The organism is Rhodococcus sp. 2G, assembly GCF_001886355.1.
Classification (GTDB): domain Bacteria; phylum Actinomycetota; class Actinomycetes; order Mycobacteriales; family Mycobacteriaceae; genus Rhodococcus; species Rhodococcus pyridinivorans.
In genome coordinates this window covers 3,506,376-3,524,362 of the sequence record NZ_CP018063.1, presented here as the reverse complement: position 1 = coordinate 3,524,362, position 17,987 = coordinate 3,506,376, and the positions used below count along the sequence as shown (strand labels likewise).

General features: G+C 57.9%; 13 protein-coding genes. 11 read left to right on the top strand and 2 right to left on the bottom strand.

What is annotated here, in order from left to right; genetic code table 11:
- Positions 1 to 172: 172 nt before the first annotated feature.
- Entirely contained in the window at positions 173 to 1,090 is a 918-nt protein-coding gene (locus BO226_RS16455; protein WP_071935715.1) for a UTP--glucose-1-phosphate uridylyltransferase, read from the bottom strand.
- A gap of 514 nt (positions 1,091 to 1,604) precedes the next feature.
- On the opposite strand from BO226_RS16455, the gene BO226_RS16450 reads away from it, so the two are divergent.
- From BO226_RS16450 to BO226_RS16400, 11 genes are all read left to right on the top strand, one after another.
- Positions 1,605 to 3,137, top strand: coding sequence for a sugar transferase (locus BO226_RS16450; RefSeq protein ID WP_425607478.1), 1,533 nt, complete (start codon positions 1,605 to 1,607; stop codon positions 3,135 to 3,137).
- A gap of 40 nt (positions 3,138 to 3,177) precedes the next feature.
- The gene (locus BO226_RS16445; RefSeq protein ID WP_071935714.1) at positions 3,178 to 4,503 is read left to right on the top strand and encodes a UDP-glucose dehydrogenase family protein; all 1,326 of its coding nucleotides are present in this window, start codon (positions 3,178 to 3,180) and stop codon (positions 4,501 to 4,503) included.
- A 50-nt stretch (positions 4,504 to 4,553) separates the two neighbouring features.
- Positions 4,554 to 5,528 carry a nitroreductase family protein gene (locus BO226_RS26735; RefSeq protein ID WP_083543667.1) on the top strand — a complete coding sequence of 325 codons (975 nt, stop codon included), beginning with the start codon at positions 4,554 to 4,556 and terminating at the stop codon, positions 5,526 to 5,528.
- Positions 5,521 to 6,558: a hypothetical protein gene (locus BO226_RS27120; RefSeq protein WP_071935713.1), complete on the top strand. Its 1,038-nt coding sequence runs from the start codon at positions 5,521 to 5,523 to the stop codon at positions 6,556 to 6,558. Before BO226_RS26735 ends, BO226_RS27120 begins: the two co-directional genes overlap by 8 nt.
- Positions 6,558 to 8,069 carry a lipopolysaccharide biosynthesis protein gene (locus tag BO226_RS16430; protein WP_071935712.1) on the top strand — a complete coding sequence of 504 codons (1,512 nt, stop codon included), beginning with the start codon at positions 6,558 to 6,560 and terminating at the stop codon, positions 8,067 to 8,069. Before BO226_RS27120 ends, BO226_RS16430 begins: the two co-directional genes overlap by 1 nt.
- Positions 8,062 to 9,138, top strand: a complete 1,077-nt coding sequence (locus BO226_RS27115) for a hypothetical protein (protein WP_156895229.1) — start codon at positions 8,062 to 8,064, stop codon at positions 9,136 to 9,138. Before BO226_RS16430 ends, BO226_RS27115 begins: the two co-directional genes overlap by 8 nt.
- Positions 9,139 to 9,236: 98 nt before the next feature.
- The gene (locus BO226_RS27110) at positions 9,237 to 10,499 is read left to right on the top strand and encodes an O-antigen ligase family protein (RefSeq protein WP_156895227.1); all 1,263 of its coding nucleotides are present in this window, start codon (positions 9,237 to 9,239) and stop codon (positions 10,497 to 10,499) included.
- Positions 10,500 to 10,513: 14 nt separating this feature from the next.
- Entirely contained in the window at positions 10,514 to 11,269 is a 756-nt protein-coding gene (locus BO226_RS16415; protein ID WP_198040566.1) for a WecB/TagA/CpsF family glycosyltransferase, read from the top strand.
- 4 nt (positions 11,270 to 11,273) lie between these two features.
- Entirely contained in the window at positions 11,274 to 12,167 is an 894-nt protein-coding gene (locus tag BO226_RS16410) for a glycosyltransferase family 2 protein (RefSeq protein WP_198040565.1), read from the top strand.
- A 47-nt stretch (positions 12,168 to 12,214) separates the two neighbouring features.
- Positions 12,215 to 13,420 (top strand): polysaccharide pyruvyl transferase family protein, encoded by a 1,206-nt coding sequence (locus BO226_RS16405; RefSeq protein WP_198040564.1) that lies wholly within the window; start codon positions 12,215 to 12,217, stop codon positions 13,418 to 13,420.
- Between the two features lie 60 nt (positions 13,421 to 13,480).
- The gene (locus tag BO226_RS16400; protein WP_232237978.1) at positions 13,481 to 15,601 is read left to right on the top strand and encodes an acyltransferase family protein; all 2,121 of its coding nucleotides are present in this window, start codon (positions 13,481 to 13,483) and stop codon (positions 15,599 to 15,601) included.
- Between the two features lie 525 nt (positions 15,602 to 16,126).
- On the opposite strand, the gene BO226_RS16395 is transcribed toward BO226_RS16400, so the two are convergent.
- Positions 16,127 to 17,959 carry a DUF4012 domain-containing protein gene (locus tag BO226_RS16395; protein ID WP_425607476.1) on the bottom strand — a complete coding sequence of 611 codons (1,833 nt, stop codon included), beginning with the start codon at positions 17,957 to 17,959 and terminating at the stop codon, positions 16,127 to 16,129.
- Between the last annotated feature and the right edge of the window lie 28 nt (positions 17,960 to 17,987).

Below are 17,987 nucleotides of genomic sequence, written 5' to 3'. Positions count from 1 at the left end.
GCCCCGCTGGCAGGGGGAGGAGCCAGCGGGGCCCGGTGCCGCCAATTCCCGGGGAGGGGAAGGGGCATGTTGCGGGGAGGCAACGCACTTGAGGATTAAACCAGAAGCAGGGCCATACGGCACATCGGGAAAGGGACCTAAGTCCCATCGAGGTAGTTCGAGCGCACCCTGATCAGTCGGCGTCCAACTCCAGCCGGCGGTGGAGCCACTTACGGAGCCCGTCCCCGTATTCCTCGCTATCGAGAGCGGCGTCGATTGCTGCCCGAAGATATCCACCCGGGTTGCCCAAGTCGTGGCGGGTCCCGCGATGCACGACGACATGCACTGGGTGACCTTCCTCGATCAATAGCGCGATCGCGTCGGTCAGTTGGAGTTCCCCGCCCGCGCCCGGTTTGATCCGACGGAGGGCGTCGAAGATCTCGCGGTCGAGCAGATAGCGGCCGGCGGCGGCAAGTGTGGACGGAGCGTCGGCCAGAGCCGGCTTCTCGACCATGCCGCGAACTCGCAGAACATCCGGATTCGCAACGTTGGGTACTTCCTCGACCTCGAACACGCCGTATGAGCTCACCTGGCTCTTCGGAACGTCGATGGCGCACAGCACACTTCCTCCGCGCTTGGCGCGGACGCGAGCCATCGTTTCCAGGATGCCGCTCGGTTGCACGAGATCGTCCGGGAGAAGAACGGCGATCGCGTCCTCGTCCGGCTCCAGAGCAGCTTCCGCGCAGCCGACAGCATGCCCCAGGCCGAGCGGCTTCTCCTGCACAACCGATTCAACCGTGAGCAGGTTGGGCGCCCGTCGTACTTTCTCGAGCAGCTTGAGCTTGCCCTTAGCTTCGAGGTGCTCCTCGAGGTCGAAGTCATCGACGAAATGCGCGACGACTCCGTCCTTTCCGGGGGCTGTCACAATAAGAAGCCGTTGAGCTCCCGAATGGGCAGCTTCCGTCGCGACGAGTTCGATGCCCGGCGTGTCAACTACCGGTAGCAATTCCTTCGGCACAGTCTTTGTGGCCGGCAGGAACCGAGTTCCCATCCCCGCCGCCGGAACCACGGCCGTCCGGAACGCTTTACCCACTCCTGCTTCTTCTTTCATGGTTCTACCCTCGCCTCCCCTGTCGAGCGCATGACCGCGCCGGATTACCCTCGCTTGCCCGGTCAAAACGTTGAACAACGGTGAGATAGATCTCACCTTTCAGATCCCGACCTGGATTCCCGCAAAACATGGCGGTCGGTAAGCGCAGTCTAGGGGTCGGTCATAGGGTTCGCGAATCGGGGAATGCACTGAAAGTGCAAGACAACTGGGACGATTGCCTCGGACACGGCTTCGAAGCATTGAATGATCATCCGACGCGTCGCTGCGCCACAAGCTCAAGCAACGTCCGATCTGGACGACCGTTCAAGCTGCCGTATCTCGTAAGTAACGTTACAGTCTCAAAGAGCGTTCTCGCATAGGAGCGGCACGCGTACAACTGGAGTAACTGCGCCCGACTGGGCACGCTACGGGCAGGTCACGCGACCGGGGAGGGTACGCGGACTGGGTCCGGCGTTGCTTGTTTGTGGAGCAGTGCATGTCTCGGGGAGGAGACAACGATGAGGGTGGTTGGGCTATGACTGCCGTCGGGGAGGCGAGTCAGGGCGTACCTGATGCACTCGTGGGGGATGGCGCCAATTCTATTCGCGGACATCACCAATCGTCGCAGCCAGCGAATCGTCGAAGCTGGCAAAAGTCCTACGTTAGCGGATTGATCTGGTCCGACGCGATTGTCGTTGTGCTCGCCGTAGTTCTGGCACACAGTGTCCGTTTCGGACAGAGCGATCTACTGACGACCGAGCCGGTCTCCGAGCTCAGTTACGCGCTGATCTCGGCAGGTCTTGTCGGTCTCTGGTTGATCACTCTCGCACTATTCCGTACCCGGTCTCGGCGTGTCATCGGTGCAGGTCATAGCGAATATCAACGCGTCGTCTCGAGTACTGCTCGGCTATTCGGGTTCATTGCAATTATTGCACTCGTGTTCCGCCTGGAACTGGCACGTGGATATTTGGCGATCGCTCTGCCGGTGGGTCTTGCCGGTTTGCTGTTGTCTCGGTGGGTGTGGCGGAAGGTGATCGCGCGCAAGCGTGCTCGCGGTGAGTTCCAGACCTCGGTGCTCGTGGTCGGTGGTGCTCGGGCGGTGCGGCACATGACCCGCACCTTCTCCCGTAAGGACGGGGAAGGTTACCGCGTCGTCGGCGTGTGCGTGCCGCGTTATTCGGGTGCGCCCGGTGATGTGATCGATGTCGACGGCCGGGAGATCACCGTCTACGGCGACGAGCACTCCGTCGTCGAAGCGCTCGAGTTGTCGGGGGCGGACACGGTGGTGGTCACTGCCACCGAAATCTTGGGCAGTGAGGGGTTGCACGATCTGGTCTGGCAGCTCGAGCCGCTCGACACCGACCTGGTCGTCGCCACGGGTGTGGTCGATGTGGCCGGTCCGCGTATCGAGATGCGCCCGGTGGCCGGTCTGCCGCTGATCCACGTCGAGAAGCCGAGCTATCACGGGGCGAAGCGGTCGGGGAAGCGGATCTTCGATCTCGCCTTCGCTGGTGCGGCGTTGGTGGCCCTGGCTCCGGTGTTCGCGGTCGTCGCCCTGCTGATCAAGCTCGAGGACCGGGGTCCGGTCTTCTACAAGGCCGAGCGGATCGGTCTCGACGGTGAGCCGTTCGGGATGATCAAGTTCCGGTCGATGGTGACCAATGCCGACACGATGGTCGACACGTTGTTGACGCAGAACGAGGGCGCCGGCCCGCTGTTCAAGATGAAGGACGACCCGCGGGTCACCCGTATCGGGAAGGTGATGCGGCGCTTCAGCATCGACGAGTTGCCGCAGTTCCTCAACGTTCTTTGTGGCGAGATGAGTGTGGTGGGTCCGCGTCCGCCGTTGCGGCGTGAGGTCGAAGCCTACGACGGTCGGGTCAAGCGCCGGCTGCTGGTGCGCCCGGGCGTGACGGGTCTGTGGCAGGTGTCGGGTCGGTCGGATCTGTCGTGGGACGAGTCCGTGCGACTGGACCTGTCGTATGTGGAGAACTGGTCGATGGTGTCCGATGTGCTGATCATCGGCAAGACCGTCAAAGCTGTAGTCGGATCCGACGGCGCGTACTGACGCCGTACACAAGCTGAGGATAGAGAAGGTCAGAGTCGCGATGAGTCGTATTGCTGTGTTCGGAACCGGATATCTTGGAGCAACCCATGCCGCCTGCATGGCCGAACTTGGCCATGAGGTATTGGGCGTCGATGTCGATCCTGCGAAACTAGCCAAGCTGGAGGCGGGCGAGGTTCCGTTCTACGAGCCGGGTCTCGATGACGTGCTCAAGCGCAATGTGGAGAACGGGAGATTGCGTTTCTCTGCCAGCTATGAGGAGGCGGCAGCGTTCGCTGATATCCACTTCATTGGGGTCGGCACGCCTCAGAAAAAGGGCGAATTCGCCGCGGACCTGCGGTATGTGGATGCCGTGGTCGAAACTTTGGCTCCTCTTCTCGACCGTCCAGCCGTAATTTTCGGCAAATCCACTGTGCCTGTGGGCACGGCGAAGCGTCTCGGCGAACATGCGCGTGCCCTGGCGCCGGCCGGCAACGATATCGAGGTGGCGTGGAATCCGGAGTTCCTGCGAGAGGGATATGCGGTCGCAGACACCCTGCACCCGGACCGAATGGTCCTTGGTGTCGATCCGGAGAGTCCCGGACGTGCTGAGGAAGTTGCGCGCGTCGTGTACGCACAACTTCTCGAGGAGGGGATCCCGCTCATCGTCACGGATCTCGCGACTTCAGAACTTGTCAAGACCGCCGCCAATGCCTTCCTGGCGACGAAGATTTCATTCATCAATGCGATGGCGGAGGTGTGTGAAGCCGCAGATGCTGACGTGACGGTTCTCGCCGACGCAATCGGACACGATGAGCGAATCGGGCGACGATTCCTGAATGCCGGAATCGGGTTCGGAGGTGGGTGTCTTCCGAAGGACATTCGAGCGTTCATGGCCCGCGCCGGTGAAATCGGTGCCGATGAGGCGCTCACCTTCCTGCGGGAGGTCGACAACATCAACATGCGGCGGCGTACCCGGATGGTCGACGCTGTGCGTGAGGCAACGGGTGGTTCGCTACTCGGTACGCGCGTGGCGGTACTCGGTGCAGCCTTCAAACCGAACTCTGATGATGTGCGCGATTCACCTGCACTCAACATTGCTGGTCAGATCCAACTTCAGGGCGCATCCGTGGTGGTATTCGACCCGCAGGCCATCATGAACTCCCGCGCACTGTTTCCCACGCTGGAGTACGCGTACAGCGCGCTCGATGCCTGTGAACGCGCCGATGTAGTCCTGGTCCTTACGGAGTGGCAAGAGTTCCGAGAACTCGATCCTCAGACGCTGGCGCCCATCGTCAAGAACAAGGTCGTTCTTGACGGGCGGAATTGCCTCGATCCTCAGCGTTGGCGTAGCGCTGGATGGACCTACCGGGGACTCGGACGTAGGTAATCGGACCTCGCACCGTACGAGTGTCGAATCATTGCGAGGAGAGCAGGCACATGAATATCAGACAAAACGTCAGTACGTTGAAGCAGTACGTCCACTCCTACTATTGGGATATCAGACGATATACCCGGTGGTCCGGAGTCTCGAATAATTCTGCTGCGACGGTCATCGAGGCCAGAATCCTCAAAGAATTTCATCGGATCGAAAAGGGTATATCCCTTCCTCAACCCCGGGAATGGTTCGGTCGAGAGACGATCGAAAGAATTGTCGGATTATGCCGTGCTTATGTTGCCTTGGATGAGAGCGACCAAACTGTCGTTCGTGATGCGCTGGAGACCCTCACATCTTATTCGAAGACCTTCGAAACCGCGCCACCCGAGTGGTGGCTCGAAATCGAACCGGAAATCGAAGGTCTCTCCCGAGAGTTGGGTGCTGGCAGCCCGGGACGCGGCGGGCGTACACCTGTCGGTGCGGTTGTCGAAGGCTGGGCTACGGATATTCCTCAATTCATCAGAAGTCGGCGAAGCATTCGAGACTACGCCGAAAAGTCTGTGCCGCAGGAAACTCTGGATCAGGCTGTATCCGACGCGAGATTCAGTCCTAGCGTCTGTAACCGCCAGGCGATACGGGTGCGGTTCTTCCCTCGCGGAGATGCGGCCGACCAGCTTCTCCGTCTGCAGAACGGCAACCGAGGATTCGGCCATACCGCCAGTCACATCGCATTGGTCACCGGCGATCTCAGTGCATTCCTTACTCCGGGCGAACGCAATCAGGTCTTCGTCGACGGCGGGCTTTTCTCAATGACCTTGATAAATTCGCTGTGGTCTAAAGGGGTTGGTACCTGCTGCTTGAACTGGAGTGTTACAGCAAAACAGGACAACCAACTGCGTCGCACCATCAATCTGCCCCAAAATGAGGTAGTAATCATGATGATTGCCGTGGGTTATCCGGCGTCCGCCGCGTTCGCAGCTAACTCTCCAAGGCTCGGCCTGGAGCGTGTCCTTAGGATCGGTCCTGCCGATGACTGAGCTCCAACCGAAGGATGCTTCCTCGGGACGACTGTTGACGGTACTCCAATCCTTGGATCCTCCGGACGGTACTACAAAGTATGTGGTTCAAGTGGCGACCGGTATGCCAGCTAAGATCGAGTTGAAGTACTTTTCCTGGCGCAATGCCTTGTTCGGGAAGTACGACGTCTTTCACGTGCACTGGCCGGAATTCCTGCTGCGCGCAGACAGTAAGCTCAAAACGACGCTGAAAACTGTGGCATTGATGGTGTTTCTTGCGCGACTCGAAGTCACCCGTAAGGCGGTTGTGCGAACCATACATAATGAAGAACCGCATGAGTCGGGCGGCCGTCTAGAGAAGTACCTGACTGATCGCCTCGAGCGGATGACGAGTCTCTTTATCCGTCTGAACCCCGTGACGCCGTATCCTGCCGGCGCTCCCTGCGTCACGATCCCACATGGACACTATGTGGACTGGTTCGCTGATAAACCCTCGCTAGAAAGTGTTGAGGGACGGATTCTCAGTTGCGGACTCATTCGGCCGTACAAGGGGATCGAAGAACTTCTTGCACTCTACGGAGCGAATGCGCCTACCGAGACTTCGCTGCGGATCGTGGGCAAGCCCCGCGACTCAGATTTGAAGGACATCATCGAGACCGCGTGTAGAGAGAGCGGCAAAGTTTCGGCTCGCCTGGAGTTCGTGCCCGACGATGACCTTGTACGAGAAATATATGAGTCGGAACTCGTCGTGCTTCCATACAGGAAGATGCACAATTCCGGAATTGTATTCTTGGCACTCTCGCTCCAACGGCCTGTGCTGGTTCCGAAGAATGAAGTTAATACCATCCTGGCGTCCGAAGTGGGTACAGGATGGATAAATACATTTTCTGGTGATATCAGCCTGGATCAGATTCATGATGCCCTCGCGGTCGCGAAAAAGGCGGTTCAAGGATCATCACCGAACCTCGAAGGTCGTGATTGGGCATCGGTGGGAGAGGCTCACGCCTCAGGCTACGAGACGGCGTACGCACTACGTCGTGCGAGGACTTGATGCAGTCCGATACCGAAGCAGGTCAGACAAAGGCTCCCATGGGCCGTGTCGTCGCGCGTGGTGCAGCAGTGACGATGTTGGGGCAGGGTGTCAGGCTCCTTATTCAGGTTCTTGGCTTCGTCCTCCTTTCAAGATTGCTGGATCCCCAGATCTTCGGACTGCTGGCAATGGTGATGGTTGTCGTAGGCGTTGGTGAAGTGGTGCGCGATGCGGGACTCTCTACAGCTGTTATTCAGGCGACGCACGTGTCACATGCCCAACGCTCGAACCTTTTTTGGATAAATGCAGCGGTCGGCATTATATTGGCCGGCGCACTGGTTGCTGGTGCTGGGGTGATTTCTGAGTTCTACGACCAGCCTGCCCTCAGAGAAGCATGCCTGGGCCTGGCATTGATATTTGTATTGAACGGCTTATCGACCCAGTATCGTGCAAGTCTTCAGCGTGATCTCAGATTCAAGGCGCTGGCGTCGACCGACGTCTTGGCCATGTTCGCGGGCTTGTGCTGCGCCGTGGGCGCAGCACTACTTGGATGGGAGCTGTGGGCATTGATCACGCAGTACCTCGTGCAGGCTGCGACCGTCCTGGTGATGACCCTTGGGTTCTCACGATGGATTCCCGGACTGCCCACAAGAAATTCTGGTATGGGTGGGCTACTGCGTTTCGGCTGGACGTATGCGGGAACTCAGATGATCAATTATCTGAGTCGGAACGTGGATTCTATCGTTATCGGTCGACGATTCGGTGCTGAAATCTTGGGTCTATACGATCGCGCATATCAACTTCTAACGCTTCCGCTCAATCAGATCAACGGTCCGGTAACCAAAGTAGTATTTCCTGTTCTTTCCAGGATGAAAGACGACCGATCTAGCTTTGACCGATTGTTGTTGCGAGGTCAGTCGACCCTCCTTCAGGCTGTTGCCTTCATTTTTAGCTTCGCGTGCGCATTTGCATATCCGATAGTCGAAATCGTGTTGGGGAAAGAATGGCTGGGTAGTGCTCAGCTGTTTCAGCTCCTTGCGATTTCCGGCATGGTACAGGCCGCCGCGTTTGGTACGTACTGGGTGTTCCTTGCGAAAGCGTTGAACCGATCGAATCTCATATACACTTTCTCGACCAAGGCGCTGTTGGTTATATCCGTGTTGGTCGGCTCCCAGTGGGGAGTGACAGGAGTAGCCGCGGGCTATTCCTTGGCCACTTTGGTCTCATGGCCGATCGGACTGTACTGGATTCACAAGATCTCATCGACTCCGGTCGCCAAGATGGCGATCAACAGTGTCCGGGTGATGCTCGCATATGCGGTATCCGCATTGGTTGCTCTGTTCGCTACAACCGTTCTTCCGCCAGTCCCAAATATTGTGGAACTCGTCGTCGGGATTTGTTTCTATCTCGCTGCTGTGACTGTGCTTGCTGTTCTCTTCCGATCATTCCGTCGAGATCTGCAATCAGTGTGGAATGTCCGCGCCTTACTCGTGCGCGGAGAGACCGTTTCAAAGGAGGCTGACCATGCCTGATGTGTACTACTGGTGCAGAGGCCAGGACGACAACATTGGCGACGTACTTCTGCGACGGAGATTTCTACGCGAGCTTCGGTGCCTCGGGGAGGTGCACGTGCTTATTGGTGGCGCGTCCGAAGGCTTCATCGACGCAATGAGTTTCGACAAATCGGACGTATTGTACCGGTCACAGACGGCTTGGCTGAAAGCCTTGTACCACGCGGTTATACGTCGCGGCGTGGTCCTGGCTGCGAATCCTGGCGAAGTACGCGTCGATCGGAAAAGTGCGGTCGCGTACGGTTCGATAATTCCTGCGCAGATTCTTTCTCGGTGGCGTGGTGGTAAATCCTTGCAGCTCGGCGTTGCGGTCAAGGGAAAACATTCGGTCCTACGAATCCCAGTTACCATCTTTGGAAGGAATTCAGATTTGCAATCTTTCCGCGAGGAGGTCGAGGCCTCTCCGGATGCCCCTGTTTATCCGGACTGGGCATTCGACGAATCGCGAGACACGCACGGCGTCGTGGTCGCTAGACGAGATGTCTGCGCGGTGACGTACAGAGTAGACCGTCCGATGCTCTCCGAATCCGCCCTCGACGCGCTCCGTCGTGTGTGTTCTGAGCGCGATTTGAAGATCGTCGTCTTCTCGCAGGTGAGGCGGGATAACTCCCGAACGCGCGAGCTCGCTTCGGCATTGGGCGGGGACGTACTCATGTGGGAGGACGATGTCAGTCACTCTGATCAGGAACGAAAGATTCGGGATCTGATGGCGCACAGTGAGGTCGTTGTGAGTGACAGGATCCACGCGCTCATCATGGGAACCTCAGAGGGCGCCACACCACTGGGGCTGATACCTGGGTCTGACGTGAAGGTCGCCCCTCATTTTGCGGCTGCGTCGATTGCCGGGATCAGCGGCGATATCACCTCGTTAGGTACGCACGCAGTGGCGGACTTCATTCGCGGCGTCATCGACAGGCGTACAGAAATAGAAGCACGAGTGGACATGGCTCGTGCCAGAGTCGCTGACCTTGGCGAAGCGGTTCGTTCGGTGAACGCCGGCGTTCGAGAACGAAATGGGAGCCTTAGATGACATCAAGAGCCTTGTATTTTGACCGGGATCCGATTGGTGCCGCGGCTTCTCGGGCGGCTGAGGTGACACGTGCCCGAAACGTGGGCCTACTCCTCGGTGTGGGCGCCATGCTCGTATCCTTGCGTAGCCCCATCTTGCCCTCCGTAATCAATGTTTCGGCGATATTGGTAATCGCCGCTCTGAGTGTTGCTGCACTCACTTCATCGCAAGGTTCACTGACGCGTCTGAGGGTTACAGCCCTCGATGTGGTATTCGTTTCGTATTTTTTGATTCGGGTCATCGTGGAATGCATAAATTCCACAGACTTTTCCGTGCCGTTCGGTTCGGGCACAGTGCTTGATCTCGGCTTGGGTTATGTAGCCTTACTTGCTTGTCGAATTGTTGTCGTTTCGTCCCAATCATTCTTCGCAGTTTTGATGGGTCTGGCGGTCCCCGGTGTAGCCGTAGCGGCGATTGCGGTTGCCCAGATTCTCGGCCCTACGGAAATAAGCAACTTCCTCATTCAGCACTTCAGTAGTGGGGGTCTCGAAACCCGAATCAGTGCGGGATGGGAGATTCGCGGCACAAGTACCATCGGCCACTGGACCGCACTCGGAGGATACCTGAGCTTCATTGCCGCTATCCTTGCATCAAGAATCGTTTTGGATCGCAACAAAGGCGTCACCAATCGGTGGGTATGGGTAGGACTTGTCGTAGTCCTCATGGGACAGGTCTCAACCCTGACGTTTGCCACCATTGCGATGACTGCTGTGGTGATCGGTGTCATGTTGTTCCGTGTTGGAGTACGGCCCGTGCACTTATTCATCGGTCTCACGGCAGCAGTAGTTGTTTGGGTGACAATCGGGGATATGCTGACGAGTCGCCTGGACAAGCAAACATATGCTTCATCGGCAGGAACCCGGAACTACCCCTTCTTGCCGGAATCGGTCGCCTTCCGGGTGGACGTATGGATAAATGAGTCTATTCCGGCAATTATGGAGCGACCTCTTACCGGATGGGGGATCGGAACGTATCGATATTTTGGCACCCCGGCATCCTCTGATAACTTGCGCTGGATATCCCCTGAATCGGAATGGGTAAGGACCGCCATTACGGCCGGAATTCCGACCTTGGCGTGGCAGATCATCATGCTGGCGACCGTAGTCGTCGCGATAAATCGCTTGCGTTCCTTGATCGATGGGAAGTTCATCGACCCGGTTTTTGCTGCGGTGATCACACTCCTGATCGCGAGTTTCATTCATTCGCATATCGCCAACCGCGGGGTTCCTCTCGTGTTGTGGCCGGTGGTCGGCGCTTGTATAGCTCTGTCGATGGTCTTGTCGAGAACTGAATCATCTACGGAACAGAAGGGTGAATTATGAGAGCCTCTCCAATTATGCTTGACGCATGGGGAATCGAAGTGACCCCGTCAACGCCGGACGGCGTCCTCACGTGGATGAAGCAGGAAATCCGCGCTGGCAAGCGTCTGATGCTGAACCACAACCTTCACAGTGCCTACCTCTACCTCAAGAACTCCGAGTTCGCGGCTCTTTACGAGCAGAGCGACTTAACGATCGTTGATGGGTTTCCCATTCTGGCCGCGACCAACCGCGTTCGAAAGCGGCGCGGACTGGATGGTTTGGATTCGTCTTACCGATGTGGTTCTACGGACTGGCTCATGCAGCTAGATCTTCTTCCGGCCGGTACACGCGTTGCCTTGGTCGGCGGGTCATCCGAATCATGCACGAAGGCTGTCTCTGTATTGTCCGACAGTTTTCCTGATCTCGTATTCGAGGGATGGGACGGGTACTCCGATGCGAAGGCACTGGCTGACTCTCACTTCTTCGAACTTTCGGAGTTCCGCCCCGACATTGTTGTCGTTGGCATGGGGATGCCCCATCAGGAAAGTTATTTGGCTCACCACTGGCATCATCTTCCCAACGCCGTTTATGCCACGGTGGGCGGTGCGATCGACCAGATTTCGGGATTGCAAAAGCTTGCCCCGCGATGGTTGGGGAGATTGAAACTGGAGTGGGCATGGCGTCTTCTGTCCGACCCCCGTCGGTTGGCGCACCGTTACCTGGTCGAGCCATTTCTGCTGATGGCTCTCACGGTGAAGCGCCATCGTGCACCCGGCATCGATGGCGAGTAAACGAATGGAACGTGCAGTGAACGGTGTTTCGGTAATCATTCCGACTGTAGGACGTCCCGAGCTGCGTAATGCGCTCGAGAGCGTGCGGAACCAATCGATGCAGTGCGCCGAAACGATAGTCGTTCTCGATCGTCCCGATGCGGAGCCCGCGGTTCGCGAGATATTGTTACCGAGCGAGCGGTTGGTTGTTACTCCTGGGGCTGCTGGAGGTGGGGGCGCTCGAGCTCTCGGTCTGAGTGCGAGCGTCGGTGGCTATGTCGCATTCCTGGATGATGACGATTGGTGGGAACCAAAGAAGGTGGAGGCCCAGGTGACCTCTATACAGAGTTCGGGTGCCACCTTTTCCTCAACAGCTACATATTTCGACACAGCAAGAGGCGTCAGGATCCTGCCGGAGGAGGAGCTTCAACCTTCTGAAAGCATAGCCTCATACCTCGTCCGTCGTCCCAGGTTGCGGCATGGGTCAGGTTATATCCAGACAAGTTCATTGATGGTTCGCGCTGATCTGGCGAAGGCGGTGTCCTGGAACCCAAGTCTGAGAAAGCATCAGGATTGGGATTTCATCGTTCGATGCGCTGAGCACCCGGACTTCAAGTACTCCTTCATCAATGTCCCGTTAGTTCATGTGGTGCAGGGCAGTGCCGGTTCGGTGTCCAAATTGGCGGACTGGTCGACCAGTTCGAAATGGTACGACGAGCATCGTCACAGTCTTGATCGCGCCGCGGCGGGGGATTTTGTTCTTACACAGGTAATTCGGGGATCCTTGAGTGGGTTGGATGCTCGAGGGCTTCGGCATGGCGTCGCGCTACTGAAAGGCACTCGTCCGCATTTCGCGGCGATTGTGGTTGGATTGTTCGGCGCGGTAGAAGGAGTTCAGAATCGTTGGGGGAAGAAATGACTGCCAGGTCGGATGGGGCTGCAGCAGTGAAAACAAACGTGAAGTCCGTGCTCAAGAAACTCAGGGTGCTCCAAATTCGGGCTATTGGCTTCGCTGAGGCGTCGGTTTATCGCGCCATTCTGCGTGTCTCTCGAGGGCCGAAGTCGACGGCATCCTCCAACCATGTCCTTATTGCTGCACCTGGTGGCGGAAACATCGGCGACCAGGCAATGTTGGAGAGCTTTGTAGGCAACGTCGACGGCACGGTCCAGGTGATCGTCCGGTCTGAGAGTGATTTTGTTTGGGACACAGTTTCGGGTAAATATGAAGTAGCCGTTCTTCCTTCGTTGCTATACGGAAACGGTGCGGCCCATATTCGTGATTTCAAGCGGTACCTTCGCCTTCTTCTCGATGCGGCATCTGTCTCTGTAATCGGTGCGGACATCATGGATGGCGCGTACAACCCGAAGGCTTCGGTGCGGCGGTCGAATCTCATCATGGTTGCCGCAAAGCAGGGAGCGGCGGCGCGTGTCTTGGGCTTCAGTTGGAACGAAAGCCCCCATCCAGCGGCATCGGCTGCTCTGAAGCGGGCGACCGGGCTCGGTGTGAGATTGTTTCTCCGAGACCCGATCTCCTTCGCGAGAGCCCAGTGCGCTCAGTTGGGTGGATGCTCCTTGGTGGCAGATACCGTGTTTTCGCATCCTATGTCTTCGGGTGGTCGAAACGTTGCCGGCGAAGCTGAATCTCGAAATGTTGTGTTGGTCAATGCGAGTGCATTGGTGAACAGGCGGGTGGACCTGGTCGAGTGGTACGAACCAATGGTTCGGTTCCTGCTGGATCGTTCGTACAAGGTTGTCCTGGTTCCCCATGTTATCCGCCCAAATGGCGACGACCTGGAACTGCTGAGACGGTTGCATGTGAAGTTGAATGACGCCGATGTCGAGTTGGTTGATCGTCTCATGTCGCCGACCGAGATCAGTGATCTGTTGACGCATGCAAGGTTCGTCATTACGGGCCGCATGCACCTCGGCATCCTTGCTCTTCGTATGGGAGTACCCCCGGTCGTACTGGCCACTCAAGGCAAGGTTGAGGGATTGTTCGAAATGTTCGGCACTCCGGAACTTGCACTGAACCCGTACGAGAAGTTGTCGACCGAGTTGCTCGATCGGGTTAAATACGTGGATGTCAACGCTGACGCTCTACGTGAATCCATCGCAGCGAAGCTTTCTGATGTTGTTGAGCTTTCGCAAAACAATTTCCGCGGCCTTGCATAGTAGCTGCGATAACACGTATTGCATTGATCGAGATCGCACCCACCCGATTAGGAAATCGAAGTGAGCACAATAAATAAGGTTGACGCCGTGAATGGGAGGGTGTCTAAACCCTCTTCGTCTTTCAGGCCGGACCTGGAAGGCATGCGAGCGGTTGCGGTGCTTTCTGTCTTTGTCAATCATCTTTTCGGCTGGCCAGCTGGCGGATTCGTCGGTGTTGATATATTTTTTGTCCTCAGCGGATTTTTTATCACGGGCTTGCTGATTCGCGAACGTACTCAGTCGGGAACGATTTCGTTCCGAAATTTCTATATTCGTCGCGTACGGCGGATTATTCCCGCTTCTGTCCTAGTCTTGCTGGTCACGATAGTTGCGGCATATGTGGTTTTTCCTGCACAGCGTGCAAAGGAAACTGCACTCGACGGCATGTGGGCAGCGCTGTTCGGCGCGAATTGGCGATTCCAATCGTCCGGTACGGATTACTTCCAGGAGGGGCAGCCCCCATCGCCGCTCCAGCATTACTGGTCGCTATCGATCGAAGAACAGTTCTATTTTGTGTGGCCGGCACTCCTTCTCGGGATCTTCCTCGCGACGAGGCGCGCAGCGCGTCGCGGCGATAGCCAGCGAAGACTGCTTGCCCTGGCGGGAGGAATGGGCGCGATATGCCTGCTTTCATTTGCCTGGAGTGTCCTGGAGAGTGCAAACGCACCAACTAGTGCGTACTTCTCGACGTTCACGCGAGTATGGGAATTGGGCGTCGGGGCGTTGATAGCGATTCTAGGCCCCGTAATAACGAAACTTCCCCTCGACGGTCCGATTCGTATGTTGCTGTCGTATGTCGGGTTCGCGGGTGTTGTCGCGTCACTTTTCATTATTTCCGAGGAGACCCGGTTCCCAGGTCCCGGCGCGCTTCTGCCTGTTCTCTCGACGGCATTGGTGATCGCTGCGTTTCACAACGCGCCGGTTCGTGGGGTTCCGTTCTTGACCAACCCGGTCTCCTTATATTTCGGTAAGACTTCATACTCTCTTTATCTCTGGCATTGGCCTATCATCGTTATTTTTGCAGCGATCCTTCCGGAAGGGCCGACTTACTATTTAACAACGGCTGTGCTTACGCTTGCGCTTGCGCATGTTTCGTTTACATATTTTGAGGATCCGATCAGGCGCTCCTCTTGGCTCGAGAAGCCCACTGTGCTGCAGAGGCCTCGTGAAATTTCGATTTCTCCGGAGTTTTGGCGCGGCGTGGGATTCTCTTCTGCGGCGCTGGTTCTGACCGCTATTCTCGTGATCCAGCTGATCGACCGAGAGAATGGCGTGGGGGAGCAGTACGAGTCTCTATACGTTGCCGGCGCGGAAGAAATCGCGGATGTGGATCCTTGCTTCGGGGCGGGTGCAAGAGTCAATCCGAACTGTGTCCCCGCGTATGAGCCTAGTGACCTCAGCCCGTCGATCGATACGTTTGCCAAGGACAATCAGGGTGCGTACTCATGTTGGCGAACGGTCGGTGGGCAGATGAAGCGCTGCACTTATGGCTCGGACGAAGAGGACGCGTTACGCGTAGCGTTGATTGGGGATTCGCATGCGGCGATGCTGTCGGTGGGGTTGGCGCAACAGCTAGTCTCCAATAATTGGTCGCTAACGACATACCTCGGGAATGGGTGCCAGTGGCAATCCTGGTCGAATGGAGACCGGGACTGCCAATCGGAGATGGGGCGCGTACAGGAAGAGCTGACTACGGGCGAGGCATACGACGTGATCATTACGTCCGCATCGCGCGAATTCGGCGGAGGGAACAAGGCTGCCGCGGCCCAAGCGTATGTCGACGCATGGGAGCCTGTTGCGGCACGGGGCACGAAGATCTTCGCGATTGCAGACAATCCCACGGTCAGCGAGGATTCCCTTGCATGCCTTACTCGGTTCGGCGCGGGTGCCGAGGAAATCTCCCGTTGTGGTGACAATCGATCGCGCGCGCTGGCGATAGAGGATCCGCTGGTAAGGGCGACCGATAGTTCGAGAGCAGAGTTGATCGACCTGACGGATATCTACTGTGACGATGACTGGTGCCCGACGGTGATTGGCGGCGTCATTGCATACAGGGATACTGCGGGGCACATCTCAGGGACATTCAGCCGGACGCTAGGACCAATCATTACCGAGCGCATCGTGGAGCGCATGCAGGGGTAGCGAGGCTCTGTTGCTCAACTACGTTGCGTGGTGCTGATAGGAGGACGGTTCGGTCGGGCGTTGAAGTAAACGGTGCAACTCGCAGTCCTTGCGCCCGAGAGCGGGTCTAGCGATCTCCACTGCGCAGTGGCGTCAGGGGCGCTCGAGTTCGCCTGCGGGAGCAGTCTCGATCTGCACAGATGGAGACTGCTCGCCGTTTTCCCAGAGTGGTGGTCCAGCTATCGACTGGCACTTCGGTCGTTCCGGACCGCGTCTAGTCGCGTATGGGCCGACCAGGACAAGCCTGGGGAGTACGTGCCTTCGTCTATGGGAAGTGTCCCTGCGTATTTCTCTCTCGCAATGCGCTGTAACGACGTGGTCGATAGCTGGTCGTGCGATAGGCCTCGGCGCTGATCTCGGCGCTGAGTGGATTTCCAGGCAGAAGCAGTCACTGAAACTACTGTCGCGACCGACCGAGAGAGGAATGAGCGTTCTCGGTCCTGTCTCGGTCGGTCCAGACGGCGGAGCGAAGCGACACTCGATCTTCTACGAACACTCCTGTACGTCAATCACAATGTCAGGAGAGTCGATCAGTGGTTGCACGGGTAGGCCAGCACTTCCTGCGGAGGTCGGTTCCGTCAATTCGTAAACAATTTCAACGGTTTGGCCCTGCGGAATGGGGGTCTGCACGTTGAAGAGCGGGTGTCCACGTTCCTTTGCGGTGTAGCCGAACGCAGTGGTGCCGTTGACAGTGACCTTGTTCAACTTGGCACCTTGGGTTGCGAGCAGTCCGATATCGGTGAGATTCGTGCCGACTGGTGCGCCGACCGGGTTATCGAACATTCCGGCAACGTAATCGGTGTAGTCGCCCGGAGGAAGGCCGTTGGTCAGTCGCACAGTTACCTTCGATTCACGGGTGTCTCCATCACACGACCCCGCTGTGTACTCAATCTCTCGCTCCAAGTAGTAGTCCAACTTGTTCCCACCGAGGTTGTTGATCACCACGTGGGCATAGGGAGCGGGGTCATCGGGCACGACGTGACCGAGGGGCGTAGTTGCGAGGATGTCTTGTTCCTCCGGGACGGAGCTCCACACTGCAAGGCGGCCTTCGCCTGCTGCGCGACCCAGAGCCTCGAGGAGTGCTTGCGGCCTGGAAATGCTGCCGGTCAGCTTCTTCACCACGGTCTGCGCAACCGTTTCCAGGTACGCCTTACGTGCCCTCTGATCGTCTCCGAAGCGGGCGTACGCTGTGGATTCGGTCAGTTCCACCACGTTCTCCGCGGTGATCTTCTCTCCGCCCGGGAGCGTGACGTCACCGACCACCTCTAGGACATAGCTCAATGCGACCGGGTCGGTCGCGATCGCTCCGTCCACGCGCTGGCCCGTCTCCTGCTGCCACATGGATTGCCAGATCTGGCCCGCATACGGGAAGTGCGGACTCACATTGCTGTTGCGGAAATCCTGCGTGGGCCGGCTGTGACCGTATGCGCGCTGGAAATCGGGGCCGAGGTCGATCGGGTCGTAGTCGAACCGGAATTCCCGGTTGCTCGTGACGTCGTCGACGGAGACGGCCCCGTCGTTCGCGCGAATGACAGCAAAACCGCCGAGCAGTCCACCCGTGCCGCGTGCCTCCGCGTTCGTCTGGAAACCGACGAAATAGCTGCGCGGACCGTCTGCGCCCAGCATGGCCGGAGCGATCTGTGCTGCGAGCGAAGTGTTGTTCAACAGGCCGGACAACTCGGACACTTGTTCCTGCAGATCGACTCGAGCGTCGTCGATCAGTCCCAGCCATGTGCTGTCGACGTTCTGGGCCTGCTCGTCGAGGTCGCTGATCGCCGCGGAGGTCGTTTCGAGGACGGGCGCGGCGTCGCGGAGTGCCGCAAGATTGATTCGCGCGCCGTCCAAAATCAACTGATCGGGAGACACGGCACTACCCGCGTCGACCGCGGGGAGGAGAACCCGCTCTGTGAGACCGCTCACAATGGTTGTCATCTGGCGAGTGGAATCGAACGGGCTCCCCAAGAATGGAACGGCGCCGGCAATACGCCACGGCACCGAGTCGACCGAACTCTGGGCGTCTTGGGCGTAGCGGTCCGCGTCGCCCGCGACGGTGCGCGCCCTGTCGGTATCGCCTGCGAGCAGTGCGTCTTTCGCCTGCGTTGCGAAGTCCTGTGCCTTCTCCAGGTTCGACTTCGCTTGCAGGCCTTCGTAACCCAGCCAGCCGATGAATCCGACGACGACGAGTGCGCCTACGCCGCAGCCGATCTGCACGCGCCGGCGCTTGCTGCGCTGAGCTGCGATCTCCTCGTCCGACAGGCGCCTGCGCACCTTGCGCCTACGCCGTTCGGGTGAAACTGACTCACCGGTAACATCGTTCACGCCGCTTGTGCCCCCTTCGTGGTTTCCG

Coding starts and splice junctions, on each gene's coding strand:
- BO226_RS16455 (WP_071935715.1), bottom strand. CDS start 1,090: ATGAAAGAAGAAGCAGGAGTGGGTAAAGCGTTCCGGACGGCCGTGGTT.
- BO226_RS16450 (WP_425607478.1), top strand. CDS start 1,605: ATGACTGCCGTCGGGGAGGCGAGTCAGGGCGTACCTGATGCACTCGTG.
- BO226_RS16445 (WP_071935714.1), top strand. CDS start 3,178: ATGAGTCGTATTGCTGTGTTCGGAACCGGATATCTTGGAGCAACCCAT.
- BO226_RS26735 (WP_083543667.1), top strand. CDS start 4,554: ATGAATATCAGACAAAACGTCAGTACGTTGAAGCAGTACGTCCACTCC.
- BO226_RS27120 (WP_071935713.1), top strand. CDS start 5,521: ATGACTGAGCTCCAACCGAAGGATGCTTCCTCGGGACGACTGTTGACG.
- BO226_RS16430 (WP_071935712.1), top strand. CDS start 6,558: ATGCAGTCCGATACCGAAGCAGGTCAGACAAAGGCTCCCATGGGCCGT.
- BO226_RS27115 (WP_156895229.1), top strand. CDS start 8,062: ATGCCTGATGTGTACTACTGGTGCAGAGGCCAGGACGACAACATTGGC.
- BO226_RS16415 (WP_198040566.1), top strand. CDS start 10,514: ATGCTTGACGCATGGGGAATCGAAGTGACCCCGTCAACGCCGGACGGC.
- BO226_RS16410 (WP_198040565.1), top strand. CDS start 11,274: ATGGAACGTGCAGTGAACGGTGTTTCGGTAATCATTCCGACTGTAGGA.